A 26,783-nucleotide genomic window follows, 5' to 3' on the forward strand; every position below is an offset into this window, starting at 1 on the left:
CGGCCGGGATCAGCGCGTCGCGACTCCGAGGAACGGCGCGAGCACCTCGGCGGCGCGCGCACCGTCGTGCACGGCGCGGACGTACTCGGCGCCCGCGGCCGCGCGGCCGCGGTACTGCGCGCGGTCGGCGAGCACGGCGCGGATCGTGGTGCCGACGTCGGCGAAGCGGCTCTCGACGATCGGCAGCTCTCGCCCGGTCTGCTGCGCCACGATCCGGCGCACCTCGTCCGAGACGTGGCCGATGACCACGCGCCCGGCGGCCATGGCCTCGCACGCCGCCACGCCGTAGTCCCCGAGGCGGAACTGATCGAGCACGATGTCGGCGTCGCCGTAGAGGCGGGGCATCTCGGCAGACGGCACGTGCCCGGGACGGCGGTACTCGATGAGCCCCTCCGCGGCGAGCGCGGTCAGGTCGGTGTCGATCGAGTCGGCGCCCTTCATGGGCGAGTTGCTCGGCGCATAGACGACGACCGGCACGTCGCGCTCCAGCACGGGGGTGGGCGATGCCCAGCGGTCGGGGTCGACGACGACGGGCAGCCACTGCGAGCGCTCGACGTCGAGCTGACCGGGGGTCGAGACGAACACCGGGAAGTCGGTCCGGCCGACGAACTCGCGGTTCACCCGCGCGTTGCGCTCGTGGATCTCCGCGCGACCGGCGGGATAGTCGCCGCGCTCGCCGAACGGCGAGTCCTCCACGCGCGCGGCGTGCTCGCCGGGCAGGCGGATGTCGGTGCCGTGCCACAGCAGCGCGACCTTCACGCCCGCCCGCTGCAGGTCCTGCGCGACCTCTCGGGGCGTCCGGAAGGGCACGGATCCGTAGGCGTAACGGCCCGACTCCAGCAGGAGATGGGTGAAGCCGGATCGGATCGCCTCACGCTGCGCGCGGCGCCACTGACGCGCGAACGTGTACCCCGTCGCCGGGACGTAGACGTCCGCGGGGAACGAGAAGCGGGCCGTGCTGGCATCCGTGACCATCAGATCCACGGCGCCCACTCCCTCGAGCCGCTCCGCGGCACGGGCCCATGCATTGCCCTGGCCCGCGGAGTTGACGGGGCCGACGAGCAGGCGCACGGCGGTCTGGGGTGCACGGGCGATGCCCATCTCGTCCGGGTTCCAGTACAGCGCGGGTGGCATCAGGCGCGCGAGCAGCCGGTCGGGCAGCACACCCGCCGCGAACCGGATCGCCGAGCCGAGCAGGCCGTGCGGTGTCATCGGCCGCGTCCCTTCCCGCGTCGGGCGGCGCCGTTCTCGGCGAGGCCGCGCAGCGCGCGCAGCCACCCCTCGTTCTCGACCTCGGCCGACAGGCGGCGCGCGTTCGCGTCCGCGACGCGCTTGTAGGCGTCGATCCGCTCCTTCGTGAGCGCGTCGATCGTCGCCGCGATCGCCTCCGGCGTGAAGTCGTCGGCGACGACGCCGTGACCGACCTCCCGCACGAGGCGGGCCATCTCGGGCGAGGGCCCGACGATGGTCGCCAGACGTCCCTGGATGAAGTCGAAGAGCTTGTTGGGAAGCGACCACAGCAGGTTGAACGTGCCGGTGGCGAGAACGCTGATGCCGACGTCGTAGCGCGCCACCGTCGGCATCAGCTCGGCGTAGGACACCGGCGGCAGCACACGCACTCGTCCGTCCGTCTTCGCTGCCCGCTGCTCGAGCTCGGCGAAGTACTCCGGGTCGCTCTTGACCAGGTACAGATCGAGCGTCGCGCCGTTCGTCGCCTGCGCGACGCCGTCGATCATCCACTCGAGCTTCCGGCGGCGCACCGCGCTGCCGGAGTGCACGAGCCGCGGCGGCCACGCGGTCTCCTGCACGGCCTGGTCGTAGTACGGCGTGGTGTTGCGGACGACCTCGGGGCGGAACCCGAACTCGCGCTCGTACTCCTCCGCGAGGCCCGAGCCGACGGTGGTCCAGGCGTCGGCCTTTGCCACGTACGTCCGGATCATCCACTCGATGTACGGGCGCGCCCGCCGGTGCCAGTAGGTCTCGGGGCCGAGCACACGCGAGTGGTACTCGTGCAGGTCGACGAGCACGCCGTCCGTCGGGCGCACCTTCAGCGCGACGGGCGCGGCGATCTCCTCGTCCGCGAGCACAACGTCGAACGTGCGCCCGCGCAGCAGCCTGCGCGCCTCGCGGATGCCCGGCCGCGTCCACAGGGTGAGGCGGTAGAGGCGGAGGGCCAGGGCCCGCCCATCCCAGCTGCGCACCGTCCCCTTCACCTCGAGGTGCTCGACGTCGGCGGACGGCGAGGGACCGAAGCCGCAGGTGGTGACCTCGTACTCGTCCTTCAGGAGAGCGATCTGGCGCAGCACGCGGGCGTCGCGGTGGATCTGCGAGAACGACAGGATCAGCAGCCGCTTGCGTCCGGTCTCAGCGACCATGCCGACCCCCGATCCCGCGCGCCGCGATCCGGTCGATGGCGGCCTTCCACACCGCATCCTCGGCGTCGGAGGCGTAGGTGCGGGCCGCCGCGTGCGCGGCCGCCTTCATGTCCTCGACCGCGGTCGGCGTGAGGGCGTCGACCGCCGCGGCGATGGCCTCGGGGGTGAAGTCGGCGGTGCTCACGCCGTAGCCCGCCGCCTCGACGAGGGCGACCATCTCGGGTGACGGGCCGACGATCACGCCGAGGCGCGCCTGCAGGTAGTCGAACACCTTGTTGGGCAGCGCCATGAGGTGGTTGAAGTTCACGGGGGGCAGCACGTGGATGCCCACGTCGTAGCCGTTGAGCACACCGACCAGCTGCTCGTACGGCACGGGGTCGTGCAGGGTGACGCGGCCTCCCGAGGTCGCGGCCAGCGCGTTCAGCTCGGCCAGGTACCCGGGGTCGCCCTTGGTGAGATAGAGGTCGAGCGTCGCCTCGTTCGCGGCGGCGATCACTCCCCGCACGATCAGCTCGGTGCCGCGCTTGCGCATGCCCGCACCGGAGTGCACAAGCCGCGGCGGCCACGTGACCGCGGTCGGCGTCTGCTCCGCGTAGGGCGTGGTGTTGCGCACGACCTCGGGGCGGAAGCCGAACTCGCGCTCGTACTCGTCGGCGATGCCCGGGGCGACCGTGGTCCACGATCCCGCCTTGGCCACATACGCGCGGATCATCCACTCGATCCACGGCTTCGCGCGCTTGCGCCAGTACCCCTCGTTCTCGCGCACGCGCGAGTGGTACTCGTGCAGGTCGACGTGGGTGCCCCGGCGCGGCTTCAGGCGCAGCGCCAACGGAGCGGCGATCGCCTCGTTGGCGAGGATGATGTCGGGGCGGAGGCCGTTCAGGCGGCGCCAGGCGCCGGCGAGCCCCGGGTTGCGCCACGTCTCGAGCCGGTACTGGCGAAGCGCCAGCACACGGCCGTCCCAGATCGACGCGTTCTCGGTGAGGGGCAGCTCGATGTGGCGTGCGACGCCCTCGGGGGCCGGGCCGTACCCGCAGGTGATGACCTCGTACGTGTCGCGGAACAGCGCGATCTGGCGCCGCACGCGGGGGTCGCTCACGATCTCCGAGAACGAGATGATGAGCAGGCTCTGGCGCTCAGCCACGATCGTCCTTCCCGGCGAGACCCGCGAGGGCCGCCTGATGGGCGAAGTCCTCGTCGGTGGCGACGAGCTCGTCGAAGGTGCCGAGAGAGACGATCCGGCCGTCCCGCATGTGCGCGATCTGGTCGAAGCCCTGGATGGTCGACAGGCGATGCGCCACGGCGATCACCGTGACCTCGCCGTGGAGCTCCTGGATGGCCTTCGTGACCGCGGCCTCGGTGCGCACGTCCAGCGCGCTGGTGGCCTCGTCGAGCACCAGCACCAGCGGGTCGGTGTAGAGCGCGCGGGCGATGCCGAGGCGCTGACGCTGGCCGCCCGAGAGGCTCATGCCCCCGTCGGCGATCTGCGAGTGGATGCCGCCCTCGCGCTGTCCGATGACGTCCCACAGCTGCGCGCGGCGGGCGGCCCGCTCGACGCGCTCGATGTCGAAGCTGTCGTCCCAGACCAGGGCGATGTTCTGGGCGATCGTGCCCGCGAACAGCGAGACCTCCTGCGGCACGTAGCCGACCCGGCTGCGCCAGTCGGCGAGCACCTCGTCGAGCGGCTCGCCGTCGACGGCGATGTGGCCGGTCGTCGGCGAGAGCAGCCCGAGCAGCAGGTCGATCAGGGTCGACTTGCCGGCCCCCGAGCGGCCGGCGATGCCCAGGGTCTCCCCCATCCGCATCCGCAGCGTCACGTCGCGCACCGCGGGCTCCTGCGCGTCGGGGAAGGTGAAGCCTACGTTCGTCAGGATCAGCTCGCGCGGCTCGGAGGGCAGCGGCTTGTCGCCCAGGTGCTCCTGAGCGGCCCGGTAGCCCTCGGCCTTCTCCATGTCCGAGATCATCAGGTCGACGAAGGATCCGGTCGACACGGTGCGGGTGACCACGGTCTGGAAGCCCGTGAGGGCGGGGACCAGGCGGAAGCCGGCGATGCCGAACAGCGCCACCGCGCCGACCATCGCGTCCACTCCGCCGCCCGCGAGGAACGCGGCGCCGCCGGTGAGCAGGAAGCCGCCGATCACCGCCGAGTCGAAGACGAAGCGCGGCACGCCGGCGAGGAAGTTCGAGTTCGCGCGGGCGCGGGCGAGCAGGTCGCGCTGCTTGCGCACCACCGCCTCGGACTCGTCGATCTTGTCGCGGAGGGTGATCTCCTTCAGTGCGCCGACCATGCCGCCCACCAGGCGGGCGACCCGGATCTGCGAGTCGCGGGCGACGCGGGCGGCCTGGCGCGTGCGGCCGCCGAGCACGAAGTACTGCAGCGCGGCGATGCCGCCGAGGTACACCAGCGCCACCACCGCCGTGATGGGCTGCGCGACGAAGATCACCACAACGACGCCGATCGAGGTCATCAGCATTCCCGGCACGGTGGTGACCGGCAGCAGGAAGCCCGAGATCACCTGGCCCACGCCGTTGGCGAGCTGCACGACCTCGGCGTTGCTGCGCGCGAGGCGGTCGGTCCAGGGCGCACGCAGGTAGGCGGCCAGCAGCGTGGCGCCGACCTCGACTTCGAGCGACGAGAACCGGCGCGTGGCGACCCACGTCAGCCACAGGTTCGCCGCGGACTTCAGGATCACCACCGCCGACAGCAGCAGGATGAGCCAGATCACCGCGTCGCCCGGGATCACGCCGATGACCGGCAGCGAGAGGTCGCCGCCCGCGACAGCGGAGGCGAGCACCACCGCGAGCGCCAGCAGGGCGACGACGTCGACGATCGACAGCAGCGCCGAGACGACCGAGTAGCCGACCAGGAACCGGCGGGCCTCGTGGGGCAGGAAGGGCCACAGGCGGCGCAGCAGGCGGACGATCTGAGTCATGCGTTCTCCTCCGCGCCCAGGAAGGCGCTCAGCACCCGCGCGGCGTGCGCGCCGTCGTGCAGGCGCGCGACGAATTCGGGGCCGTGACCGGCCAGGGTGCGATAGGTGTCTCGGTCGGCGAGGATCCGGCGGATCACGTCGCCGATGTCCCCGACCCGGGCCTCGACCACGGGCAGGTCCATGTCGGCCGTGCGGCGGACGACTTCGCGATGACGATCCGCGACGTGGGCGAGCACCACACGGCCGGCGGCCATCGCCTCGCAGCCGGCCACGCCGTAGCCGCCCATCACGAAGTGGTCGAGCACGATGTCGGCGTCCCCGTACAGCGCGGGCATCTCGGCCGCGGGCACACCCGTCACCTCGCGGTACCGGATCAACCCCTCGGCATCCAGCGCGCGCAGGGCGGGGGCGATCGCCTCCGAGCCCTTGAGGCCGCGGCGGCTCGGGGCGTGCACCACCACGGGGCGCTCACGCTCGAGCGCCGGCCGCGTCACGGCACGCCGCCAGGGCTCGGGGTCGACGACCACCGGCAGCCATGTGGCGTCCGGAAGGAAGTCGAGCAGGTCCGGGGTCGAGACGAACACGGGGCACTCGGCGGCGCGCACCAGCTCGTGGTTGCGCGCCGTCGTCTTCTCCAGCTTGTCCGTCTCGGGGTACCAGCCGTCGATGAACGGCGAATCTGTCTCGAGCTCGGCGTGCCGGTGGGGTGTGCGGATGTCGGATCCGTGGAACAGCAGGCCCACGACGAGCCCGGCCCGGCGCAGCTCGGCGATCTGGTCTCCGGCGTCGCCGCGCCACGGGCCCTGGCCCGACTCCATCAGCACGTGGGTGAACCGCTCCGTCACGTCGCGGCGCTGGCGCTCCCGCCAGACGTAGTTCTGCGAGTAGTCGAGGGCGGCCACCCGCCCGTCGGCGGCGAAGCGGAACCGGTCATCCGCCGGCTGGATGGCGAACGCGCAGCCCGATACCCCGTCGAGCCGCTCGGCCGCGCGCGCCCAGCGGAACGCCTGGCCCGCCGAGTTCGCCGGGCCGATGAGCAGCCGCACGCGGGACGATCCGACGACCGGCCGCGCGATGCGAGCCGTCCGCCAGCGCCACCGGATGCCGGCCGCGAGCGCCGCGACGGGGTCGGCCATCAGAGCGAGACGCTGGTGCCGCTGTTCGCCGAGTCCAGTGCGGCCTCGACGACGGCGAGGGTGCGCTGGCCCTGCTCCATCGTGACGACGTCGCTGGGCTTGCCGAGCACGGCGTCGCGGAACGCCTCGTGCTCGACCCGCAGCGGCTCGCGCTTGGCGAACGAGAAGCGCGTGATGTCGCCCTCGGAGACGCCGCGGAACGACGAGACCGACTCCCACTCGAGCGGGATGGTGCCGTTGGCGTAGAAGGTGAGGTCGCCCGTGGACGTGTCGGCCACGAATGCGCCCTTCTCGCCGGTGACGACCGTGAGGCGCTCCTTCATCGGCGACAGCCAGTTCACGAGGTGGTTCACGATCACGCCGGACTCGAGGCGGCCGGTGATCGCGATCATGTCCTCGTGGACGCGACCCGACTTGAAGTTCGTCTGGGCGAACACGGTCTTGTACGTCGACTGCGCGACCCAGGCCGTGAGGTCGACGTCGTGCGAGGCGAGGTCCTTGGCGACGCCCACGTCCGCGATGCGCGCCGGGAACGTGCCCTGGCGGCGGGTGGCCACCTGGTACACGCCGCCCAGGTCGCCCGCTTCGATGCGGCGGCGCATCTCCTGCAGGGCCGGGTTGAAGCGCTCGATGTGCCCCACGGCCCCGACGAGGCCCGCGTTCGCGAAGGCGTCGACCATACGCTGACCGGCCTCGAGGCTGTGGGCGATCGGCTTCTCGACCAGCGTGTGCACGCCGGCGGCGGCGAGCTTCATCGCCGCGTCCTCGTGGAACTGGGTGGGCACGGCGACGACGGCGAGGTCGATGCCCTCGGCGATCAGCGCGTCGATGTCGGGAAGGATCTGCAGCTCGCCGGCCACGCCGTGCGGGTCGCCGCCGGGATCGGCGATCGCGACCAGCTCGACGCCCTCCACCTCGCGCAGCACGCGCGCGTGGTGGCGGCCCATCATGCCGACGCCGAGCAGGCCGGCGCGCAGCGCGACCATCAGGCGCCCGCCTGCGCGAGGGCGTTCACGGCGGCCACGATGCGGTCGAGGTCTCCCTGCGACAGCGACGGGTGCACGGGGAGCGAGATGACCTGCGAGGCCGCGCGCTCGGTCTCGGGCAGGTCCAGCCCCGGCGCGTACGGCGCCAGCGAGGGCAGGCGGTGGTTCGGGATCGGGTAGTACACGCCGGATCCGACGTTGTACTCGTCCTTCAGGGCCTTGACGAAGCCGTCGCGGTCCTCGAGGACGCGGATCGTGTACTGGTGGTACACGTGCTGGGCGCCCTCGGCGACCGGCGGGATCACGACACCCTGGAGGTTCGCGTTGAGGAAGGCCGCGTTCTCCTGGCGGGTCTTGGTCCAGCCGTCGACCTTCGTCAGCTGCACGCGGCCGATGGCGGCGTGGATGTCGGTCATGCGGGTGTTGAAGCCGACGACCTCGTTCTCGTACTGGCGCTCCATGCCCTGGTTGCGCAGCAGCTTGACGCGGCGCGCGAACGCCTCGTCGACCGTCGAGACCATACCGCCCTCACCCGAGGTCATGTTCTTCGTCGGGTAGAGCGAGAACATCGCCCACTCGCCGAAGGTGCCCACCGGCTGCCCGTCGAGCGAGGCGCCGTGCGCCTGCGCCGCGTCCTCGTACAGCGCGACGCCGCGCGCAGCCGAGATCTCGCCGAGCTCGCGCATACGCGCGGGATGGCCGTAGAGGTGCACCGGCAGGATGCCCTTGGTCTTGTCCGTGATGGCCGCATCCACCGCGGCGGGGTCGAGCGTGAAGGTCTCGGGCTCGATGTCGACGAACACCGGCGTCGCGCCGGTGAGGGCGACCGCGTTGCCGGTGGCGGCGAACGTGAACGACGGCACGATGACCTCGTCACCGGGGCCGACGCCCGCGGCGAGGAGGCCGAGGTGCAACCCCGACGTGCCCGAGTTGACGGCCACGACCGGACGGCCCGACACGAAGTGCGCCGAGAACTCCTGCTCGAAGGCGGCCACCTCAGGCCCCTGCGCGACCATGCCGGAGCGCATGACGCGATCGACGGCCTCGCGCTCCTCGTCGCCGATGATCGGCTTGGCGGGGGGAATGAACTCGGTCACTTCGTCACCTCTCGCAGTGCGCCGTCGGTCTCGACGAACGCGTCTCCAGTCTCAGGGCAGACCCAGCGGTCGCCGTCCTGCACCAGGCGGACGCCCGCGCGCCCCACCCAGCCGATGCGCTTGGCGGGAACGCCCGCCACCAGCGCGAAGGCGGGCACGTCCTTCACAACGACCGCACCCGCGGCCACCGTCGCCCACTCGCCGATTGTCACCGGCGCGACGCACGTGGCGCGGGCGCCGATCGCGGCTCCGCGGCCGATGGTGACGCCCACGGGCTCCCAGTCATGGGCCGACTTCAGCGACCCGTCCGGGTTGACCGCGCGCGGGTACGTGTCGTTCGTGAGGACCACGGCGGGGCCGATGAACACGCCGTCGGCCAGCTTCGCGGGCTCGTAGACCAGCGCGTAGTTCTGGACCTTGCAGTTGTCGCCCATCTGCACGCCGGTGCCGATGTAGGCGCCGCGACCCACGATGCAGTTCTCGCCGAGCACGGCGTCCTCGCGCACCTGGGCGAGGTGCCACACCGAGCTGCCCGCGCCGATCTGCGCGTTGTCCGCGACATCTGCGGAATCGACGATCCGCACGTCCGTCCGAGTCACTTGCCGGTCCTCTCGATCGATGTCAGCACGGCCTCAGCCGCCCGCTCGCCGGCGGCCGCCAGCGATACATTCTCTCGTGCCCAGGCCGCGCGTCCCGCGCGTCGGGCATCGGTCTCGCCCGCGCGGTGCTGGGCGATCAGGCGCTCCATCGCCGCGGCGACGAGCGCCTCGTCGAACTCGACGCCCTCGCCGAGCCCGGCGCCGGCCACGAGCTCACGGCCCGTGACGGCGCCCGCGAACAGCACCGGCGTGCCGCAGGCCGCGGCGGCGTAGGTCTTGGTGGGGCGCGCGAAGTCGTAGCCGTTTCCCGGCACGATGCTCACCATCGAGGCGAGCGCACCGCGGATCCACTGCGCCGACTCGGCCGCGGGGACCACTCCCCCGAAGTGCACGCGCCCCGGCGCAATGCGCTCGGCCAGCGCCCGCAGGTCGTCCCGCAGCGCACCCTGCCCGAAGAAGCGCAGGTCCACATCCGGGTTCGCCTCGGCGATGCGCGCGAAGGCCTTCACGAAGACGTCGGGCTGCTGCCACTCGGACATGGTGCCGGTGTAGACGAAGTACGGGCGGCCCGGATCCTTCGGGGTCGCCTCCGGCGTGAAGACGGTCGTGTCGATGCCGTTGCCGATCGTGGCGATCCGGTCGCGGTCGGCGCCCAGTGCCACCAGCCTCTCGGTGACCTCGGGCGAGACCGACAGGATCACCGCGGAGGCCCGCAGGACCGCGCGCTCCATCAGCCGCATCAGCGTCACCACGGGCTTCGAGGCGCCCATCGACACCACGCCGTCCGTCCAGACGTCGGCCGAGTAGAACGCGAGCGGGGTGCGGCGAAGCTTCGCCACCACGGCCGCGACGAGACCGGTGGTGGGCGGGGCCTCGGCCACGATGACGTCGGCACGGGCCCCGATGATCCGGAACGCGAGGGGACCGTCGTAGCTCAGGTACTGGAGGTAGCCGCGGACGTTGCCGCCCGCGTCGCGCAGCACCGGCCAGCGGCGGATCGCGACGCCGGGGATGCGCACCGTCTCGTCCCGCAGCGCGCGCGGCGGGCGGGTGGTGACGACCTCGACATCGGCGCCGCGCGACACCAGCCCGCGGGCGAGGGCGCCCAGGCGGAAGGCCCCGGCGGACACCTCCGGCAGGAACAGGCGCGAGGCGAGGACGACGCGGGGACGGCGGGGGTCAGTCATCCCGGCCCTCCTCGCGGTGCGCGCAGGTCTGCGCCTCGAGCATGCGCAGGCGCAGATCGAGGGAGGCTGCCTGCTCGGCGAGCACGCGGATCCGGTCCTCGGCGCGGGTGAGCTCGGCCGAGTGCTGCAGCGTCAGCAGCACCAGCAGCGCGATCGCCACGAAGAAGACGAGGTTCGCGGGCACCTCGACGCCGAGGACCTTCGAGGCCCACACCAGCAGGTGCGGGAACACCGCGATGACGAGCGCGAACACGCCGGCGACGAGCCACCAGACCGCGTGCCGCTCGCGGAGCGTGCCGCGGCGCAGCAGGGCGAAGATGACGACGAGCACCGCCAGGGCGGCGACGATGCCGAAGGCGTAGGTGGTGGCGCTGAGGATCATGCGGCTCCCGCCTGCGCGAACGGGGCCCGCGGCCCGACCTTCTGGCGCGGCTTGGTCAGGGCGATGCCCAGGGCGAGGCACGCGCGCATGAGGTGCAGCGTGGCCTTGAGCGTGTTCTGCGACGGGGTGCCGCCCTGGCGGTCGCGCATCGCGACCGGGCGCTGCCGGATCACGAGCCCCGCGCGGGCCGCGATCACCAGGGCCTCGATCGTGTCGCCGAGGTACTCGGCGGGGTACGTGCGGGCGAACAGCTTCACCGCGCGCGGGCCCGCGGCCTTGAACCCGCTGGTGGTGTCGGTGAGCTTGGTGCGGGCGACGCGGCTGATGGTGCGCGCCAGGATCCACATCGCGATGCGGCGGGGCCCGCGGGCGCCCGCGCCGTCGGCGCCGGCGAAGCGCGCCCCGATGACGATGTCGGCCTCGGCGAGGCCCGCGATCAGCTCGGGGATCCCCTCCGCGGGGTGCTGCCCGTCGCCGTCGACCTGCACCACGACGTCGAAGCCGCGGGCCACGGCCCAGCGGAAGCCGGCGCGCATGGCGCCCCCGACCCCGAGGTTCACGGGCAGGCGCATCACGCGCGCGCCGGCGGCCTCGGCCACGGCGGCCGTGTCGTCGCGCGACGCATCGTCGACCACAAGGCACTCGGCGCCGGGCACCGCGGCCAGGATCTCGCGGACCACGTCGCCGACCGCGGCGGATTCGTTGTACGCCGGCACCACGATCAGCGTGTTCGCGCGTGGGGAGGGCATGGTGAACATCCTAAGCGGCGGGCCCCTGCCCGCCCTGAGCGCGACGCCGGTGATCCGGATCGTCGCATCGGGATCAGTCGCAGCCGGTGATCTCGAAGAGCGCCGCGTCGCCGACGCGTGCGATCTCGGTGACCATGTCGGAGTCGTCGAAGTCGTGGAGCCCCAGGTACCACCAGTTGTAGGTGTCGTAGATGCGGCGTTCGCCGAGGTCGAGGGCGTAGGTCACGTTCGTGCGCTCCAGCGCCGCGCAGACCTCGTCACCACCCTGGTTGAGCTCCTTGCCGAGCAGGGTGGCGTCCTCGCCGAACCGGCCGAACACGTGCGGGAACACCACCGGGACGCCCTCCGCCGCGTACAGGAGACCGGCGCCCGTGAGCGGATCGCCGATCACGGGCGAGTCGTCCGGCACGATCTCGGCCGCCTTCGCGAAGAGCGCGCGCTCGTCGGGCGACAGGCCCTGCACGTCGTCGTCGGCCGCGAAGCTCAGCGACGTCATCACCCGGGCCTCGTTGCGCACGACGAGGAACTGCGGCGCCCCGAGCACGGCGAGCACCACGACCGCCGCGGCGATGCGTCCGATGCGGGCACGGCCCGCGGCCTCGGTCACCCAGCCTCGGCCCCAGGTCAGCACGCACTCGGCACCGACCGCGGCCAGCGGAAGAGAAGCGACGACGAGGTTCGCCGCGAGGCGGTGGAGGTCGGCGTACCAGAGGCCGACGATCAGCTGCCGCAGCCCCTGGTGCTGCATGGAGACAGCCACCAGGAAGAACACAACCGTGACGAGGTGCGCGCCGATCATCCAGATGCCCGAGCGGCGGCGGATGACCGCGACGGCCCCCACGACCACGAGGACGACCAGCAGCGCCGCGACGGGGCGGCCGAGCGGCGCGAGCAGGAACGCCTCGCCGATCGCCTGCGCGGGCGACTGGTTCGGCTGCCATTCGGTCCAGCCCCGGCCGAGCGTCAGCCAGGCGGCGAGCAGCACCGCCACGGCGCCGGCGAAGCCGACGGTGAGCACGATCCGGACCCAGCGGGCGGCGGTGCCCTCGCGCCACAGCACGATCAGCCGCTCGATGAAGAACGGGACGATCATCGCGAGCGCCAGCAGCAGGCTCGACGGGTGACCGAGCGCGCACGCCCCGGCCGCGCCGATGGTCAGAAGCGCCAGCGCGCCGCGCATGCGCCACGGCAGGCCGGACCGGAACACCAGCACCACAAGCGCCAGGACGGTCGGGACGAGCGCGTTGCCCAGCAGGTTCGGGTAGAGCACACCCCAGTTGAGGAAGCCCATCGGGAAGAACATGGCGCCGAGCGTGGCGAGCGGGGCGAGCCGGATCGCCAGGCGGCGCGTCGGCCACACCGCCGCGGTGAGCAGCATGATGCCGGCGGGCCACAGCACACCGCACACAACGATGCTCATGAGGTTGGTGGCCTCGAACACCCCGCCGGCGACGGGCACGATGAGCGAGGTCATCGCGTGCCACAGGGCCGGGTAGAAGACGTTGTGACGGCCCGGGTAGGCGAGCGTCATGTGGAACGACGACGCGTCGCCCCGATCGATGACGTACTGGACGGCGTTGAGGTGGAACAGCGCATCGAAGTGCTGGGCGGGGTTGTCCGGGCGGCCCATGCCGTACGCCAGCAGGGCCGTCCACACGGCCGCGGCGACGACGAGCGTCACCCATCCGGGGCCCGAGATGACGGGGCGCTCGCGTCGGCGGAACCCGGCGATGAGCCCGACAACGATCGCCAGGACGACCGACCCGATGAGCACCGGGATGATCGACCAGGGCACGTGCACCATGGGCGCGGCGATCGACGCGGCCGCCGCGACGGCGAGGGTGGCCACCGCGCTGGTGGCGATCAGCAGCGGCCCGCGGAACCCCGCGAGCCACGCCGCGGGCAGACCCGGGACGATCAGCAGCGCGACAGCGAAGACCAGGGCCGGGGCGCTGCCGATCCAGTCGAGGATCAATGCTCCCCCATCGCGTCGATGGCCGATTCGACGTCGCCGTCGAAGACCAGCTCGCCCTTCTGGATCACAACGGCGCGGTTGCAGAGCTCGCGCACCATCTCCATGTCGTGGCTGACGATGACGAGCGTCTTGCCGGCCGCGATCAGCTCCTCGAACTTCGCGCGACACTTCTCGCGGAAGGGAGCATCGCCCACCGAGAGGATCTCGTCGACCAGCAGCACATCGACGTCGACGTGGATGGCCACCGAGAACGCCAGGCGCATGAACATGCCCGACGAGTAGTGCTTGACCTCTTGGTCGATGAACTCGCCGATCTCGGCGAACTCGACGATCTGGTCGTAGCGCGCCTCGATCTCGTGCTGCTTCATGCCGAGGATGGCGGCGTTGAGGAAGACGTTCTCGCGGCCGGAGAGCTCGGGGTGGAATCCGGCGCCGACCTCGATGAGCCCCGCGACGCGACCTCGGGTGAGCACGTGCCCGCCGTCGGGCTGCATCACACCGGACAGCAGCTTGAGCAGCGTCGACTTGCCCGAGCCGTTGTAGCCCAGGATCGCGATCGAGTCGCCCTCGTTGACGACGAGGTCGAGGCCCTTCAGCGCGTGGAAGTCGCTCGACAGCTTCCGCCCCCGCAGCAGACCCACAACGGTGTCCTTGAGCGAGTGGGAGTGGTTCAGGGTGAAGGTCTTGCGGACGCCATCGACGATGACGCTCGGCTTGTGGATCGGGGTGGTGGCCTTCATGATGCTCCGCGCGGATCAGAGATCCTGCGCGAACCTCCCCTCGAGACGGCGGAAGACGAACTGGCCGATGAGGATCGTGGCCAGCGAGATGAGGAACGCGTAGACGGTCAGGATGCCGAGATCGGGGTGCAGCTCGATCCCCCGCTCCTCAATCGCCGCGCGGGAGACCGGCTCCCAGAAGCCGAAGTGCAGCAGCTCGACCGCGACGGTGATCGGGTTAAGCATGTAGATCTGCATCAGCCACGCCGGGAAGACGTCGCGCACCATCGTCCAGAAGTACAGGACGGGAGAGGCCCACGTGACGAGCATCAGCAGCAGCTCGACGATCGGCTCGGCGTCGCGGAAGCGCACGTTGACCGCGCCGAAGAAGAGGCCGGCGCCGAAGGAGACCATGCCGAGGATCAGGATCGCCGCGAGGACCGCGAGAACGCTCCAGACGGTGATGTGGACGATCCATCCCATAAAGAGGCCGACCACAAGCAGCAGGCCGAGCTGGGGCAGGAAGTGCACGAAGGCGACGAACACGGCCGAGACCGAGAAGAGCTGGCGGGGCAGGTACACCTTGCGCACCAGGGGCGCGTTGCCCACGATCGTGCGGGTCGCGTTGCCGAAGGCCTCGCTGAAGAAGTTGATGCCGATGATTCCGCTGAACAGGTACACGTGGTAGTTCGGCACCGTGTCGCCGAGCTTCAGGAACACGCCCATGATCAGCCAGAACACGAGGAACTGCACGGCGGGGCGCACGTACGACCAGGTCCAGCCCATGACCGAGTTGCGGTACCGGGTGGTCACCCCCGTGCGCACCAGCAGCCTCAGCAGGTAGCGCCAGCGGATGACATCCAGCAGGCCTCGGCTCGCACCCGGCGTGACGAACGCCGATCGGGGGACCTGGGAGAACAGGTCTTGCGAAGACAGCTCGGATTCAGTCGGCACGAGGGTCGATCCTAGTTCAGGGGGTGGGCAGGATCCTGGGCGCCCGTCGGGCGGGTCAGAGATCGGCGTGCACCTGCCACACGCGCGCGGCGGCCCCGGTCCAGGAGAAGGCGCGGGAGCGGTCGCGCCCGAGCACCCGCAGTCGCTCCGCCTCCCGGTCGCCGCGCGCCGCCTCCGCCACGGCGTCCTCGAGGTCGGCCGCGGGCACCACGAGGCCGCCGTCGAGCACCACCTCGCGATGCACGTCCGAGTCGACCGCGACGACGGGTGTTCCGATCGCCATCGCCTCGATCACGCGCCAGGGCCACGCGCCGCGCGCCGACGGGGCGACGAAGGCCGCCGCCGAGGAGAGCACGGCGGCGCGGTCTCCCCGGTCCGCGGGGGCCAGGGTGTGCACGCGCTCCGCGGTGATGCCGGCGCGGGCGGCGACCGCGGCCACGGCCGCGGCCTCGCCCTCGGGGACGTCGAGCACGACCACGTCACGGCCCGTCCGGGCGGCCGCGCGGAGCCCCGCCTCGAGCGCGTCCGACGGCGCCGCTCCCCCGGCGAGGGCGATGAATCCCTCGGGCAGTCCGAGGTCGCGCAGCCGCGCCGCGGTGTCCGTCGGGGTCGCGAAGCCCGCGGGATGCGCGCCGGCGATCACCCGCACGCGGTCGTCGAGCCGCGCGATCCCCCGCAGCCGGTGGGCCAGGGCATGGGTCGGCACGATCAGGGCGTCGGCGTGGCGGACGGCGCGCCGCAGCAGCGTCCGCTCGGACCGCGCGATCGCGCCGGGCAGCTCGCGCGGCGCCTCCCATGCGCGCAGATCCCAGAGGGTCACCACGGTCTGATCGCCGCTCGTCACGCGGTCATGCCGGACGAGCGGCGCCAGCATCGTCGGCGAGTGCACCATGCCGCCCGGCGTCAGATCCTTGGCGCGCGAGACCTCGACCGTCTCGAGGTCGCAGCCGTCCGGTGCCGTCTCGGCCAGCGCGGCCGAGAGCGCGAGCGCCGCCTCCGACAGCTCGGCGCGCGCGGGTGCCGGCCGCTGGTCGAGGATCACCCGCAGCGTCACCGTCATGTGTGCAGCACCGTCATGAGTCGAAGCGTATAGAGCGGATCGCCCGCCCGGCGTCCGGACGTGAGCAGATCTACTCTGTCGGCTCGGCGGTCTCGGGCGTCGGGTGCAGCGTGTCGTTCACGTGCTCCCGGATCGCCGTGAAATCGGGCTCCTCGGGGTCGACGAGCGGCGGGATCAGCTCGATCGTGGTGACCGGCTGCTCCTTGGCCTTGAGCGCGAGCTCGCTGAAGTACGACAGCATCGACTGCGGCAGGTCGGTCTCGACGATGGCGGCACCGGCCTGGGCGACGTCCTGGAACCGCGTGAGCACGGTCGAGGGGGTGAACTGCGCGAGGATCGCCTGCTGCAGCTGGCGCTGGCGCTGCATCCGGTCCCAGTCGCTCGTTGTGTACCGCGAGCGGGCGTACCACTGCGCGGTGTCGCCGTCCATGCGCTGCACGCCGGGCTCGATCCAGCCGATCGCCCACTCCTCCGCGGGCTGCCCCTCGTAGGCGGGGCCGCCGCCCTTGGGCAGTCGCTCGGTCACCTCGATCTCCACGCCGCCCAGCGCGTCGATCAGCGCCGCGAAGCCGTGCATGTCGATGAAGACGTAGTAGGGGATGTCGATGCCGAGGATGCCCTCGGCGGCGTCCTTGGTCGCCTCGATGCCGGGCGCGGAGCCCTGCGCGGCGGCGTCCGGGTAGAGACCGATGCCCTGGTCGTCGCGGCAGTTCTCCGCTGCGTTGCGCAGCTGGTTGACCCCGCCGTCCCACCCGCACGCGGGGTCGCCGTGGCCCTCAAAGCCGTCCGGATAGAGATCCTGCATCGGGCCGGGGCTGAACGGGAACCCGCGCATGTCGCGCGGAATGCCCGTGATGGTGGTGGCCCCGGTGTCGGCGTTGATGGAGAGCACCGAGATGCTGTCGAACCGCATGGAGTCGCGGCCGTCGCCCGAGTCGGCGCCGAGCAGCAGGATGTTGTAATAGCCGTCCGACGGGGGGACGCTCGGCCCGCTCTGCCCGAAGATCGAGCCCAGCGCGTCGCGCGCGGCGCCGACCGACGTCGACGCGTAGGCGGCGGTGCCGCCCGAGACGACCATCAGCACGATCGACAGCACGGCGATCCCGATGCGCGTGCCGCCGCGCGTCTTCACCAGGCGCACAAGACGCAGGGTGTCGATGCCGAGGATGATCCACAGCACGCCGTACCCGGCGAGGGCGACCTGCGCGATCGTGAGCAGGATCGGGCCGATCACCGGCGCGAGGACGACGGACGTCACTCCGGGGCGCCACAGCAGCAGCCCCAGGACGAGCAGGATCCCGATGGCCCACAGCCAGAGCGTCGCGCCCAGCCCGAACCGGCCGAGCCGCCGGTTTCCGGCGAGCACCTGGGCGGATCCGGGGATCAGCCAGCCCAGGATCACGAGCCACCACCCGCGGCGTCCCATCATGGCGGGCGAGCCGGCCTCGGGATGGCGGATCGGGCGCTGCTCAATGAGCGCGCGGCCGGTGGACGGGCGGACGAGACCGGGGGCGCCGTAGGCGCCGACTGCGGTCATCGATCGCCCTCCCGTGCGGCCGCCGCGATCACAGCGAGGCCTTCAGGCGTGCGTTCTTCTCTTCGACCTGGCGCTCGAGGTCGCGCGCGAACTGCTCGATGCGGTCGGCGATCGCGTCGTCGCCCGCCCCGAGGATCCGCGCCGCGAGCAGGCCCGCGTTGCGCGCGCCGTTGATCGAGACGGTCGCCACCGGGATGCCCGCGGGCATCTGCACGATGGAGAGGAGCGAGTCGAGGCCGTCGAGCGTGGCCAGCTGCACCGGCACGCCGATGACGGGCAGGGCGGTCATCGACGCGACCATGCCGGGTAGGTGCGCCGCGCCGCCGGCGCCGGCGATGATCGCCTTCAGCCCCCGGCCGCGCGCCTCGCGGGCGTAGCTCATGAGCTTGTCCGGCGTGCGGTGGGCCGAGACGACCTCCACCTCGTGGGCGATGCCGAACTCGGTCAGCGCGGCGGACGCGTCGGCCATGATGCGCCAGTCGGAGTCGGAGCCCATGATGACGCCGACGACGGGGGTCTCTGAGGAGTTCAGCACGCGTTACAGGCTAGGCCGCGACCCTGGGGTTTCCCGAATGCGACCCTCGCTTCCGCTGTCAGGTGCGGGTGCGGGCGGGGTCAGCGGAAGAATCCCGCGGCTCCCCGCGCCTCGTAGACGACGTCGTCGAGGTCGTCGCCGACGACGTTGACGTGGCCCACCTTGCGTCCGGGGCGCGGCTCCTTGCCGTAGGTGTGGATCTTCGCCGTCGGGTGGGCGGCCATCGCGTTCGCGAAGCGCTCGGTGAGGCCCCCCTCGGCCGGACCGCCGAGGATGTTGATCATCACGGCCCACTCCGACGTGACATCGGTGGCCCCGAGCGGCAGGTCGAGCACGGCGCGCAGGTGCTGCTCGAACTGGCTGGTGACCGATCCGTCCTGCGTCCAGTGGCCGCTGTTGTGCGGTCGCATCGCGAGCTCGTTCACGAGGATCCGCTCGTCGGCGGTCTCGAACAGCTCGACCGCGAGCATGCCGGTCACCCCGAGCCCCTCGGCCAGGGTCACCCCCAGGCGCGCGGCGATCTCGATGAGCTTCTCACTGGCGCGCGGCGCGGGGGCGATGACCTCGGCGCACACGCCGTCGCGCTGCACCGACTCGGCCACGGGGTAGGCGACGACCTCGCCCGAGGGGCGACGGGCCACCTGCTGCGAGAGCTCGCGGGTGAACGCGACGAGCTCCTCGGCCAGCAGCGGGCCGTCCCAGGACGCGAACCAGTCGGCGACGTCGGACGCATCCGACACCACCCGGACGCCCTTGCCGTCGTACCCGCCGCGCGGGGTCTTCACCACCGCCCGGCCGCCGTGATCGTCGAGGAAGGCGCGCAGGTCGCCCTCGTCGGCGACCGCGGCCCAGTCGGGCTGCGGGGCGCCGAGCTCGGCGAGCTTGGCGCGCATCACGAGCTTGTCCTGCGCGAACTGCAGCGCATCGGGTCCGGGGTGCACCGCCACGCCCGCGTCGACCAGCGCGCGCAGCACGGGCTGCGGCACGTGCTCGTGGTCGAAGGTGATGACGTCGACGTCGCGGGCGAAGGCCAGCACGGTCTCGGCGTCCGTGTAGTCGCCGACCGCGGCGGCCGCGAGCGACGCCGACATGCCCTCTCCCTCGGCCAGCACCCGGATATCGACTCCGAGCTCGACCGCCGGAGCGATCATCATCCGAGCCAGCTGCCCACCGCCGATGACACCCACACGCATACCCATGCCCCGATTCTCTCAGAGCGCCGGGGCGTCGCAGTCGGCCCGTGCGGAGCGCGTCCGCGTCGCGCCTAGGAGGGCTGCGACTGATCCTGCATGTCGCGGTGGGCGAGGATCTGATTCAGCTCGACCTGGTCGGCGAGGACCTCCCCCACCAGCAGGGCGTGGGGGACGTCGCGCAGCTCGAGACGACCCTCGACGCCGTCCGACAGCGTGAGCGTCCCGGTGCCGCGCATACGCTGCAGCACGGTGCGGCGGGTGGCGATCGTGTAGCCGCGGGCGTGCGACAGCTCGCTGCGGTGACGGGCGAGCAGCCCGCTCTTGCTGATGACGCGGCGCGTGGTGATCGTGTACGTCCGCGACAGCCACACGACGTAGGGAAGGACGACACCCAGCAGCACAACGAGCCCGGCGGCGGCGAAAAGCATCCAGTTCTCGAAGCCGTCCGGCAGGTTGCCGACGAAGTAGCCCGTGGCGCCGGCCACGAGGACGAGCAGCGCGGCGCTCCAGGCGAGGGCGCCGCCGTGCCCGTGCAGGGTTGCGACGACGAGCTCGGGCGCGCGGGTTCCCGGCGGCGGCGTCTGCAGTCGCGCGGCGGGGGTCGGCTGGCTCACCCCTCCATTGTGCAGAGGGGCACCGACAGAGCCGGAGGGCGCGCCGCGTCAGCGCACGTGCACCACGTCGCCCGCCGAGACGGCGCGGCCCGCGACGACCAGCCGCCCCTCCTCGTCGATGTCCGCGGCGATCCCGCGAAGGGCCGATCCGTCGGGCAGCGACACGTTCACCTCGCGCCCGAGCGTGACGCACAGCGCCACGACCGCCCGGCGCACCTCGGACGGATCGCTGGTCAACGCGGCGATCAACCGGTCGAGCTCTGTCAGGTAGGCGGCGACGAGCGCGTCCTCGTCGCAGGCGACCCCCAGGGCCGGGAACGAGGTCGCGGTCGGCACCGGCAGGTCCGCCTCCGCCATCGCCGTGTTCACGCCCGACCCGATCACCACCGACTCGAAGCCCGGCGCACCCTCCGCGAGGATGCCGCAGATCTTCCGCCCGTCGACGAGCACGTCGTTCGGCCACTTCAGGCCGGCCGGGCCGCCCCGCGCGATGAGCTCCGGCAGCTGGGCGCGCACGGCGGTGGCCATCGCGGCCCCGGCGGCGAGCGGGATCCATCCGCGCAGCGCCAGCGGCACCTCGGCCACCCGCACGAGCACCGACAGCGCGAGCGCCGATCCGGCCGGCGCCTGCCACACCCGGTCGAGCCGGCCCCGACCGGCGCGCTGATCCTTCGTCATCAGCACCGTGAGGTGCGGGAGGGAGGGATCCGCGCTCACCGCCGCGACGAGATCCGCATTCGTCGACCCGGTCTGATCCACCTGGTGCCACTGCGCGGCGACCGCGCGCGCCCGTTCGAACTCCATTCCTGCACCCTACGGCTGGCGACACGCGACACAGGATCCGCCCGGTCGTTGTCGGTGCGCTCCAAGGGCGGGAGATACGCCCTCGATAGGGTGGAAGGCGTGACCGAACCGACTGCGCCCACCAACGACGTGTCCACCACCGCCGGCAGGATCGCGGATCTGCGGGCGCGCTACGACGAGGCCGTTGTGCAGGCCGAGGAGACCGCGCGCGCCAAGCAGCACGCGAAAGGCAAGCAGACGGCCCGCGAGCGCATCGAGCAGCTGGTCGATCCCGGCAGCTTCGTCGAGTTCGACGAGTACGTCCGCCACCGCACCACCGCGTTCGGCATGGACCGCTCGCGCCCCTACGGCGACTCGGTCGTGACCGGCGTCGGCACGATCCACGGCCGCCCGGTCGCCGTCTACTCGCAGGACTTCTCGACCTTCGGCGGATCGCTCGGCGAGGTCGCCGGCGAGAAGATCATCAAGGTGATGGAGTTCGCCCTCCGCGGCGGCATGCCCATCATCGGCATCCTCGACTCGGGCGGCGCGCGCATCCAGGAGGGTGTGGTCGCGCTCGGCAAGTACGGCGAGATCTTCCGCCTGAACACCGCCGCTTCCGGCGTGATCCCGCAGATCTCGATCATCATGGGCCCGGCCGCCGGCGGCGCCGTGTACTCCCCCGCCCTCACCGACTTCGTCATCATGGTCGACAAGACCAGCCAGATGTTCGTCACCGGCCCCGACGTCATCAAGACCGTCACGGGCGAGGACGTCGGCATGGAGGAGCTGGGCGGTGCGTACACGCACAACACCCGCTCCGGCGTCGCGCACTACCTCGCCGAGGACGAGGAGGACGCGCTCGACTACGCCCGCACGATGCTCGGCTTCCTGCCGGACAACAACCAGACCGACGCGCCCCTGTACGAGACCGGCTTCGAGTTCGAGACGACCGACGCCGACCGCGCGCTGAACTCGATCATCCCGGACTCCCCGAACCAGCCCTACGACATCCACGAGGTCATCCGCGGCATCGTCGACGCCGAGGATTTCCTCGAGGTGCAGCCGCTGTTCGCGCCGAACATCGTCATCGGCTTCGGCCGCGTGGAGGGCCGCTCGGTCGGCATCATCGCCAATCAGCCGTCGCAGATGGCCGGAACGCTGAACATCGAGGCCGGTGAGAAGGCCAGCCGCTTCGTCCGCTTCTGCGACGCGTTCTCGATCCCGATCGTCACGCTCGTCGACGTGCCCGGCTACCTCCCCGGCACCGACCAGGAGTGGACCGGCGTCATCCGCCGCGGCGCGAAGCTGCTCTACGCCTACGCCGAGGCGACCGTGCCGCTGGTCACCGTCATCCTGCGCAAGGCCTACGGCGGCGCGTACATCGTGATGGGCTCGAAGCAGCTGGGCGCCGACATCAACCTCGCCTGGCCGACGGCCGAGATCGCCGTGATGGGCGGCCAGGGCGCCGTGAACATCCTGTACCGCGGCGAGATCAAGCGTGCCGAGGAGGCGGGCGAGGATGTCGCCGCCGTGCGCACGCGTCTGGCCAACGAGTACACCTACAACGTCGCGTCGCCCTTCCTGGCGGCCGAGCGCGGCGAGCTCGACGGCATCATCGAGCCGTCCGCCACTCGCGTCTCCATCGCCAAGTCGCTGCGGGCCCTGCGCGGCAAGCGCGCTGAGCTGCCCGCCAAGAAGCACGGGAACATCCCGCTGTGAGCGAGGGAACGCCGGTGCAGCCCCCGCGGGTGCAGGTCGTCGCGGGCAACCCGAACGAGGAGGAGCTGGCGGCGCTGTTCGCCGTCGTCAGCGAGGCGTACGTCCGCGAGGCCGAGGAGGCCATCGCCGACGACGTGCGACCCAGCGCCTGGTCCCGCACCCAGCGGCCCCTGCGCAGGCCCCTCCGGCGGGACATCCCGTGGGGCCGCTTCGCGGGCTGAGAACCTGCAGGACAGCGCGGAAAAAGGGGGACGAAAAGTGTCCCCCAAAGTACCTACAGACACCGCTCTTGCGTCCGAAGGATACTTGGTCTTGGAAACGCTTGAGCGTTGGCCGGCTCTCCGTCCCAGGGTAGATGGAGATGATCTGGCCCCCTTGCGAACGGTTTTCGGGTAACCGGTTCGCGACCCGGTGGGGGTGGCATCGCCACCCCCACCCTTCTTTGTATCGGCACATGCCGGTCGCTCGCATCCCTTTTCCGCGTCTGCTCGCGCTGAGTGGGCGTTCTCGCCGCGCTTGGCTCGCTGAATGAGCGCGAAACAGGCCCGATGCCGAGGCGGCGCCCGATATGGCGGCGACCCGGGGTCACTCCACGCCGGGGCGCGGGACCTCTCGCCACAGCTGCAGGTCGTCCTCCTCCGTGAGGCCCTCGCCTCCCGCCGAGCGGCCGACGATCGTCACGGCGACGCGCGGATCCGGGGCGGTGCGGATGATGATGCGGGCGGCGTCGGTTTCGCGCAGCGTCTCGGCCAGCTCATGGCGCACCGCATCCAGGTCGCCGGCCTCGATGTCGTCCAGCCCGCCCTCGTCGAAGACCGTCACCGTCGCCCCGCGCAGGCGCGCCGCGTTGATGGCCTCGCGCACGTCGTCATCGAGCAGGCGCGCCCCGCGCAGCTCGTCGCGCAGGCGCCCCTCGGCCAGCCGCGCCTGGACGCGCTCCTCGTCGGTGAGCGCGCCCTCCGCCGCGATCACGCGGGACAGCACGGGGCCCGCCACCGCGAGGGCGTACTGGATGCGGCGCCGCCGCTCCTGCCGCCGCACGGCCTGACTCGCCTGCCATGCCGACGTCGCCTGCTGCAGCGCGGCCAGGCGCGACGTGTCGCGATAGGCCCGGTCCGTGAAGACCATCAGCAGCTGGGCGACGGCGACCCACACGGCCGACCCCATCAGGCCGCTCGCGAGGGCCGGGACCAGTCCGATGGCCAGCGACGACTCGAGCGCCAGGATGCCGATGCCGATCCACGCCGGGACAGGGCGGTGACGCGCGCACATGATCGTCAGCACCGCACCCACGGCGCCGAGGTACCAGGTGGCATGCGAAGCCGTCTGCTGCTCGGGCGGGGTGTAGCGCGAGACCAGCAGGGGAAGCAGGGCGCAGCCGAGCAGCACGAGGTACGCCGCCCAGCGCGGCAGCCCGCTGCCGGCGCGCGCCGCCCGGCCGGCGTCGGCCCGCGGCGTGATGTACAGCGCGGCGAACGTCAGGGCGATGTAGAGCGCCACGGCGGCGTACGGCAGGATCTGGCCGTTGCCCTCGGGCCGCACCAGCCCGCGCACCGCGAAGTACGCGGTCAGCGCGAGCGCGATGATGTCGAAGACGCGACGGACCTTCATGCCGGTCGGTCCCCCGTCCAGGTCAGAGCCACGATGGTGCCGCGCGCGCCGGACTCGATGGTGGCCTCGCCGCCGACGGCGGCCATCCGCGCGAAGATCGACGCGCGGATGCCGAGCCTGTCGGAGGGGATCGCCGCGACGTCGACGCCCGGCCCCTCATCCGCCACCTCGACGCGGACGCCGCTCCCGGAGCGCAGGATCCGCACACGCAGACCCGCGCCCTCCGCGTGCTGGACGGCGTTCGCGATCGCCTGCGTGGCGGCCAGCGCCACGGCGCGGGCCACGCGACCGGGGACGGACGGCTGCTCGACGGCGGCCGGGCCGATCCCGACCCGCTCGACCTCGAGATGCACGCCCAGCTCGCCCGCCGACCTCTCGATGTCATCCGCGATCCAGCCACGGGCGACGGGCTCGTCGCTGCCCTCGGGGTCGTCGGACTCGGCGTTCGCGAGACGGGTGAGGGCCTCGCGCGCCATCGACACGGCGAGCTGGTGCTCGCGTTCGGTCTGGGCGCGCTCGGCCGCGATCAGCGCCGCCAGGACGCTGTCGTGCATCAGGGCGGCCACCGCCACACGCTCCTGCTCCCCCGCGTCGGCCGAGGCCGCGCGCGCGTACGACAGCACCGCCTGCACACGGGCGGCGTCGACGCCGGCGCCGAGGCTGCGCAGCACCCACCCCACCGTGATGAAGACGAGGTTCAGGATCACCGCCACCGAGACGTCGTAGCCGACGCCGACCCAGAACTCGAAGGCGAAGCCGCCGGTCCACAGGCGGACGGCCGCATAGAGCAGCGGCGTCCCGATGGCCCAGACGTACTGCCACGGCAGCGGGAACGCGATGAGCGCGCCGGTGGCGGCGAGGCTGATGAGGAAGAACGGCCACGGCTGCGCCGCGGGATTCGGCGGGCTGTCGGCCGTGGCCAGCGGGAACAGCAGCAGCGACACCGGATAGAGGAACGCGAACACCGCCGACGCCGTGCGGGCCCCCCAGCCGACGATGCAGAGCACGACCATCACCAGCAGGCTGAGGAAGACCGTGCCGCGCAGGATCCCGTGCAGCGCCCCGGTGCCGGCGAGCTCGAGCGAGGAGAAGAACCCCTGCGAGCCGATCGTCAGACAGCCCACGGCCACAACGATCTGGATGATCCGCTCCATCCGCGCGGACGTGTAGCGTCCGGCGGTCTCGACGGTGCGCCCCGACGGCGGGAGGGTGCCCCAGGCGGCGTCGATGACGCTCTGCGGGGACGTCACCGCCACCGGATCAGCTCTCGGCCCCGGAGTCGACGATGCCGTCCTCCATCGCACGCCGCAGCAGATCGACCTTGGTCGGCGCCGGGCGCCCCACCTCGATGTACTTCATGCGCACGCGCGTGATGTTCTCCTTCGCGGTGGAGTACGCGACGCCCAGGCGATCGGCGACGATCTTGAGCGGCAGGCCGGCGGCGTACAGGCGCAGCACCTCGCGCTCGCGGGCCGACAGCTGCGCGTCGGCGAAGGCGCGGTCGCCCTCGACGGCGCTTGCCCACTCGACGTTGTTCAGGGGCTCGCCGCGCGCCGCCGTGCGCACGGCGCCCAGCACGTCGTCCAGGGGCGAGGCCTTGCTGACCACGCCCACCGCGCCCGCGGCCAGCGCCTCGCGCACCGCGGCGGGACGGTCGGCGACCGAGTGGATGATCACGGCTGACTCGCCCGCGAGCGCCACGACGTTCTCGGTGACCGTCGTGCCGTCGCCGAGGGTCAGGTCCAGCAGCACGACGTCGGCGGGAGCGGCGGATGCGGCGCGGCGCCATGCCGCGTACTCGGCCACGCCGGCCCCGGCGAACACCACGTCCTCCCCCGCGCGCTCGAGGGCGGCGACCAGCCCCAGGCGCACCGATTCGTGGTCGTCGATCAGGGCCACTCGCGTCATGGGGAGAGCCTATCGGCGACCGGCTCGGGCGCCGTGAACCGCACGGCGCCGACGGCGCGCGAGCGCGCCATCAGCCGGTCGTAGCCGATGACCGGCACCGCGATGAGCGCGACGGCGACCACGATCGGGAACTGGTAGACGATCACCGTCCACCACCCGCCGTCGCCCGGCTCAAGGAACGGGTAGGGGATCCGGTTGGCCACGTCGGGGTACACGATCGCGCGGAGGATCGTCAGCAGCCCGTACGCCAGCGCGTAGAGCGGCCAGATCGCGACGTCGATCCAGCGCGTCCGCCCGCGCGGCCCGAACAGGAGCCAGTCGATCAGGAAGCCGATCGGCAGCACGTAGTGCACGAACAGCAGGGCCACCCCACGCAGCGCCGCCGCGTGATCCGGCACGAAGACCGCGTCGAACGGGTTCGCCCAGTGCGAGAGCAGCGTGTGGGCGATGATCGCGATGAACAGCATCCACGTCACCAGCGCGCCGCGCAGGCGCGGCGCGGGAAGCTCGGGGCGCCCCGTCGTCCACATCGTCCAGACGCCGACCACGAGGTAGCCGAGCAGGATGGCGTTCGTGATGGTCGTCAGGAACGTGAGCGAATGCGATCCGACCAGGAACCCGTAGATCGACAGCACCATCAGGAGGCACGCGAACCAGAAGCGGGGCGAGGTGATCGGTCTACTCACGTCCGTATCCTACGAGCGGTCCCGGCCATTGCTGCGCCCGGG

The 26,783-nt window shown here is 71.9% G+C and carries 26 protein-coding genes; 2 read left to right on the top strand and 24 right to left on the bottom strand.

Going from position 1 to position 26,783, the window contains the following annotated elements:
* Positions 1-9: 9 nt before the first annotated feature.
* From ACOKGD_RS10915 to ACOKGD_RS11010, 20 genes are all read right to left on the bottom strand, one after another.
* Positions 10-1,212, bottom strand: a complete 1,203-nt coding sequence (locus ACOKGD_RS10915) for a hypothetical protein (protein WP_342337348.1) — start codon at positions 1,210-1,212, stop codon at positions 10-12.
* Positions 1,209-2,375 (bottom strand): glycosyltransferase family 4 protein, encoded by a 1,167-nt coding sequence (locus ACOKGD_RS10920; protein ID WP_342337349.1) that lies wholly within the window; start codon positions 2,373-2,375, stop codon positions 1,209-1,211. Before ACOKGD_RS10920 ends, ACOKGD_RS10915 begins: the two co-directional genes overlap by 4 nt.
* Positions 2,365-3,519: a glycosyltransferase gene (locus ACOKGD_RS10925; RefSeq protein WP_342337350.1), complete on the bottom strand. Its 1,155-nt coding sequence runs from the start codon at positions 3,517-3,519 to the stop codon at positions 2,365-2,367. The genes ACOKGD_RS10920 and ACOKGD_RS10925 overlap by 11 nt, the downstream gene beginning before the upstream one ends.
* A complete protein-coding gene (locus ACOKGD_RS10930; RefSeq protein ID WP_342337351.1) occupies positions 3,512-5,308 on the bottom strand; it encodes an ABC transporter ATP-binding protein in 1,797 nt (598 codons plus the stop codon). Before ACOKGD_RS10930 ends, ACOKGD_RS10925 begins: the two co-directional genes overlap by 8 nt.
* Entirely contained in the window at positions 5,305-6,444 is a 1,140-nt protein-coding gene (locus tag ACOKGD_RS10935; RefSeq protein WP_342337352.1) for a hypothetical protein, read from the bottom strand. Before ACOKGD_RS10935 ends, ACOKGD_RS10930 begins: the two co-directional genes overlap by 4 nt.
* Positions 6,444-7,430: a Gfo/Idh/MocA family oxidoreductase gene (locus tag ACOKGD_RS10940; RefSeq protein ID WP_342337353.1), complete on the bottom strand. Its 987-nt coding sequence runs from the start codon at positions 7,428-7,430 to the stop codon at positions 6,444-6,446. The genes ACOKGD_RS10935 and ACOKGD_RS10940 overlap by 1 nt, the downstream gene beginning before the upstream one ends.
* Positions 7,430-8,527 (bottom strand): DegT/DnrJ/EryC1/StrS family aminotransferase, encoded by a 1,098-nt coding sequence (locus tag ACOKGD_RS10945; protein ID WP_342337354.1) that lies wholly within the window; start codon positions 8,525-8,527, stop codon positions 7,430-7,432. The genes ACOKGD_RS10940 and ACOKGD_RS10945 overlap by 1 nt, the downstream gene beginning before the upstream one ends.
* Positions 8,524-9,126 carry an acyltransferase gene (locus ACOKGD_RS10950; RefSeq protein WP_342337355.1) on the bottom strand — a complete coding sequence of 201 codons (603 nt, stop codon included), beginning with the start codon at positions 9,124-9,126 and terminating at the stop codon, positions 8,524-8,526. Before ACOKGD_RS10950 ends, ACOKGD_RS10945 begins: the two co-directional genes overlap by 4 nt.
* On the bottom strand, positions 9,123-10,313 hold the full coding sequence (locus ACOKGD_RS10955) for a glycosyltransferase family 4 protein (protein ID WP_342337356.1): 1,191 nt from the start codon (positions 10,311-10,313) through the stop codon (positions 9,123-9,125). Before ACOKGD_RS10955 ends, ACOKGD_RS10950 begins: the two co-directional genes overlap by 4 nt.
* Positions 10,306-10,695, bottom strand: a complete 390-nt coding sequence (locus ACOKGD_RS10960; protein WP_342337357.1) for a DUF2304 domain-containing protein — start codon at positions 10,693-10,695, stop codon at positions 10,306-10,308. Before ACOKGD_RS10960 ends, ACOKGD_RS10955 begins: the two co-directional genes overlap by 8 nt.
* On the bottom strand, positions 10,692-11,444 hold the full coding sequence (locus tag ACOKGD_RS10965) for a glycosyltransferase family 2 protein (RefSeq protein WP_342337358.1): 753 nt from the start codon (positions 11,442-11,444) through the stop codon (positions 10,692-10,694). The genes ACOKGD_RS10960 and ACOKGD_RS10965 overlap by 4 nt, the downstream gene beginning before the upstream one ends.
* Positions 11,445-11,517: 73 nt before the next feature.
* Positions 11,518-13,419, bottom strand: a complete 1,902-nt coding sequence (locus ACOKGD_RS10970) for a DUF6541 family protein (protein WP_342337359.1) — start codon at positions 13,417-13,419, stop codon at positions 11,518-11,520.
* Positions 13,416-14,159, bottom strand: a complete 744-nt coding sequence (locus ACOKGD_RS10975; protein WP_342337360.1) for an ABC transporter ATP-binding protein — start codon at positions 14,157-14,159, stop codon at positions 13,416-13,418. The genes ACOKGD_RS10970 and ACOKGD_RS10975 overlap by 4 nt, the downstream gene beginning before the upstream one ends.
* Before the next feature lie 15 nt (positions 14,160-14,174).
* The gene (locus ACOKGD_RS10980) at positions 14,175-15,092 is read right to left on the bottom strand and encodes an ABC transporter permease (RefSeq protein WP_342337361.1); all 918 of its coding nucleotides are present in this window, start codon (positions 15,090-15,092) and stop codon (positions 14,175-14,177) included.
* Between the two features lie 55 nt (positions 15,093-15,147).
* Positions 15,148-16,152 carry a glycosyltransferase gene (locus ACOKGD_RS10985; RefSeq protein ID WP_342337362.1) on the bottom strand — a complete coding sequence of 335 codons (1,005 nt, stop codon included), beginning with the start codon at positions 16,150-16,152 and terminating at the stop codon, positions 15,148-15,150.
* Between the two features lie 70 nt (positions 16,153-16,222).
* Complete coding sequence (locus ACOKGD_RS10990) at positions 16,223-17,689, bottom strand: LCP family protein (RefSeq protein ID WP_342337363.1); 1,467 nt, start codon at positions 17,687-17,689, stop codon at positions 16,223-16,225.
* Between the two features lie 28 nt (positions 17,690-17,717).
* Positions 17,718-18,185, bottom strand: coding sequence for a 5-(carboxyamino)imidazole ribonucleotide mutase (gene purE / locus ACOKGD_RS10995; RefSeq protein WP_342337491.1), 468 nt, complete (start codon positions 18,183-18,185; stop codon positions 17,718-17,720).
* A gap of 119 nt (positions 18,186-18,304) precedes the next feature.
* Entirely contained in the window at positions 18,305-19,423 is a 1,119-nt protein-coding gene (locus tag ACOKGD_RS11000; protein WP_342337364.1) for a 5-(carboxyamino)imidazole ribonucleotide synthase, read from the bottom strand.
* A gap of 65 nt (positions 19,424-19,488) precedes the next feature.
* Positions 19,489-20,031 (bottom strand): PH domain-containing protein, encoded by a 543-nt coding sequence (locus ACOKGD_RS11005; RefSeq protein ID WP_342337365.1) that lies wholly within the window; start codon positions 20,029-20,031, stop codon positions 19,489-19,491.
* Between the two features lie 48 nt (positions 20,032-20,079).
* Positions 20,080-20,835, bottom strand: a complete 756-nt coding sequence (locus tag ACOKGD_RS11010; protein WP_342337366.1) for a biotin--[acetyl-CoA-carboxylase] ligase — start codon at positions 20,833-20,835, stop codon at positions 20,080-20,082.
* Positions 20,836-20,934: 99 nt separating this feature from the next.
* Between ACOKGD_RS11010 and ACOKGD_RS11015 the strand changes: the two genes are divergently transcribed.
* Complete coding sequence (locus ACOKGD_RS11015; RefSeq protein ID WP_342337367.1) at positions 20,935-22,536, top strand: acyl-CoA carboxylase subunit beta; 1,602 nt, start codon at positions 20,935-20,937, stop codon at positions 22,534-22,536.
* Complete coding sequence (locus tag ACOKGD_RS11020) at positions 22,533-22,757, top strand: acyl-CoA carboxylase subunit epsilon (protein ID WP_342337368.1); 225 nt, start codon at positions 22,533-22,535, stop codon at positions 22,755-22,757. The genes ACOKGD_RS11015 and ACOKGD_RS11020 overlap by 4 nt, the downstream gene beginning before the upstream one ends.
* A 364-nt stretch (positions 22,758-23,121) precedes the next feature.
* Here ACOKGD_RS11020 and ACOKGD_RS11025 read toward each other — a convergent pair whose 3' ends face one another.
* Genes ACOKGD_RS11025 through ACOKGD_RS11040 form a run of 4 tightly spaced genes read right to left on the bottom strand, consistent with a single transcriptional unit; the run spans position 23,122 to position 26,741 of the window.
* Positions 23,122-24,147 carry a hypothetical protein gene (locus tag ACOKGD_RS11025; RefSeq protein ID WP_342337369.1) on the bottom strand — a complete coding sequence of 342 codons (1,026 nt, stop codon included), beginning with the start codon at positions 24,145-24,147 and terminating at the stop codon, positions 23,122-23,124.
* Positions 24,144-25,397, bottom strand: coding sequence for a sensor histidine kinase (locus ACOKGD_RS11030; protein ID WP_342337370.1), 1,254 nt, complete (start codon positions 25,395-25,397; stop codon positions 24,144-24,146). Before ACOKGD_RS11030 ends, ACOKGD_RS11025 begins: the two co-directional genes overlap by 4 nt.
* Before the next feature lie 10 nt (positions 25,398-25,407).
* Positions 25,408-26,055 carry a response regulator transcription factor gene (locus ACOKGD_RS11035; RefSeq protein WP_342337371.1) on the bottom strand — a complete coding sequence of 216 codons (648 nt, stop codon included), beginning with the start codon at positions 26,053-26,055 and terminating at the stop codon, positions 25,408-25,410.
* Positions 26,052-26,741 (bottom strand): Pr6Pr family membrane protein, encoded by a 690-nt coding sequence (locus tag ACOKGD_RS11040; RefSeq protein ID WP_342337372.1) that lies wholly within the window; start codon positions 26,739-26,741, stop codon positions 26,052-26,054. Before ACOKGD_RS11040 ends, ACOKGD_RS11035 begins: the two co-directional genes overlap by 4 nt.
* Between the last annotated feature and the right edge of the window lie 42 nt (positions 26,742-26,783).

This window comes from Microbacterium phosphatis (assembly GCF_049177115.1).
GTDB lineage: Bacteria > Actinomycetota > Actinomycetes > Actinomycetales > Microbacteriaceae > Microbacterium > Microbacterium phosphatis.

Excerpts from the sequence above, each read along its gene's own strand:
- ACOKGD_RS10960 (WP_342337357.1), bottom strand. The coding sequence starts at position 10,695 with ATGATCCTCAGCGCCACCACCTACGCCTTCGGCATCGTCGCCGCCCTG.
- ACOKGD_RS10990 (WP_342337363.1), bottom strand. The coding sequence starts at position 17,689 with ATGACCGCAGTCGGCGCCTACGGCGCCCCCGGTCTCGTCCGCCCGTCC.
- ACOKGD_RS10975 (WP_342337360.1), bottom strand. The coding sequence starts at position 14,159 with ATGAAGGCCACCACCCCGATCCACAAGCCGAGCGTCATCGTCGATGGC.
- ACOKGD_RS10985 (WP_342337362.1), bottom strand. The coding sequence starts at position 16,152 with ATGACGGTGACGCTGCGGGTGATCCTCGACCAGCGGCCGGCACCCGCG.
- ACOKGD_RS10935 (WP_342337352.1), bottom strand. The coding sequence starts at position 6,444 with ATGGCCGACCCCGTCGCGGCGCTCGCGGCCGGCATCCGGTGGCGCTGG.
- ACOKGD_RS11025 (WP_342337369.1), bottom strand. The coding sequence starts at position 24,147 with ATGAAGGTCCGTCGCGTCTTCGACATCATCGCGCTCGCGCTGACCGCG.
- ACOKGD_RS11035 (WP_342337371.1), bottom strand. The coding sequence starts at position 26,055 with ATGACGCGAGTGGCCCTGATCGACGACCACGAATCGGTGCGCCTGGGG.
- ACOKGD_RS11010 (WP_342337366.1), bottom strand. The coding sequence starts at position 20,835 with ATGGAGTTCGAACGGGCGCGCGCGGTCGCCGCGCAGTGGCACCAGGTG.
- ACOKGD_RS10915 (WP_342337348.1), bottom strand. The coding sequence starts at position 1,212 with ATGACACCGCACGGCCTGCTCGGCTCGGCGATCCGGTTCGCGGCGGGT.
- purE (WP_342337491.1), bottom strand. The coding sequence starts at position 18,185 with ATGGGCTCCGACTCCGACTGGCGCATCATGGCCGACGCGTCCGCCGCG.
- ACOKGD_RS10920 (WP_342337349.1), bottom strand. The coding sequence starts at position 2,375 with ATGGTCGCTGAGACCGGACGCAAGCGGCTGCTGATCCTGTCGTTCTCG.
- ACOKGD_RS10955 (WP_342337356.1), bottom strand. The coding sequence starts at position 10,313 with ATGACTGACCCCCGCCGTCCCCGCGTCGTCCTCGCCTCGCGCCTGTTC.
- ACOKGD_RS10965 (WP_342337358.1), bottom strand. The coding sequence starts at position 11,444 with ATGCCCTCCCCACGCGCGAACACGCTGATCGTGGTGCCGGCGTACAAC.
- ACOKGD_RS10940 (WP_342337353.1), bottom strand. The coding sequence starts at position 7,430 with ATGGTCGCGCTGCGCGCCGGCCTGCTCGGCGTCGGCATGATGGGCCGC.
- ACOKGD_RS11000 (WP_342337364.1), bottom strand. The coding sequence starts at position 19,423 with ATGGGTATGCGTGTGGGTGTCATCGGCGGTGGGCAGCTGGCTCGGATG.
- ACOKGD_RS10930 (WP_342337351.1), bottom strand. The coding sequence starts at position 5,308 with ATGACTCAGATCGTCCGCCTGCTGCGCCGCCTGTGGCCCTTCCTGCCC.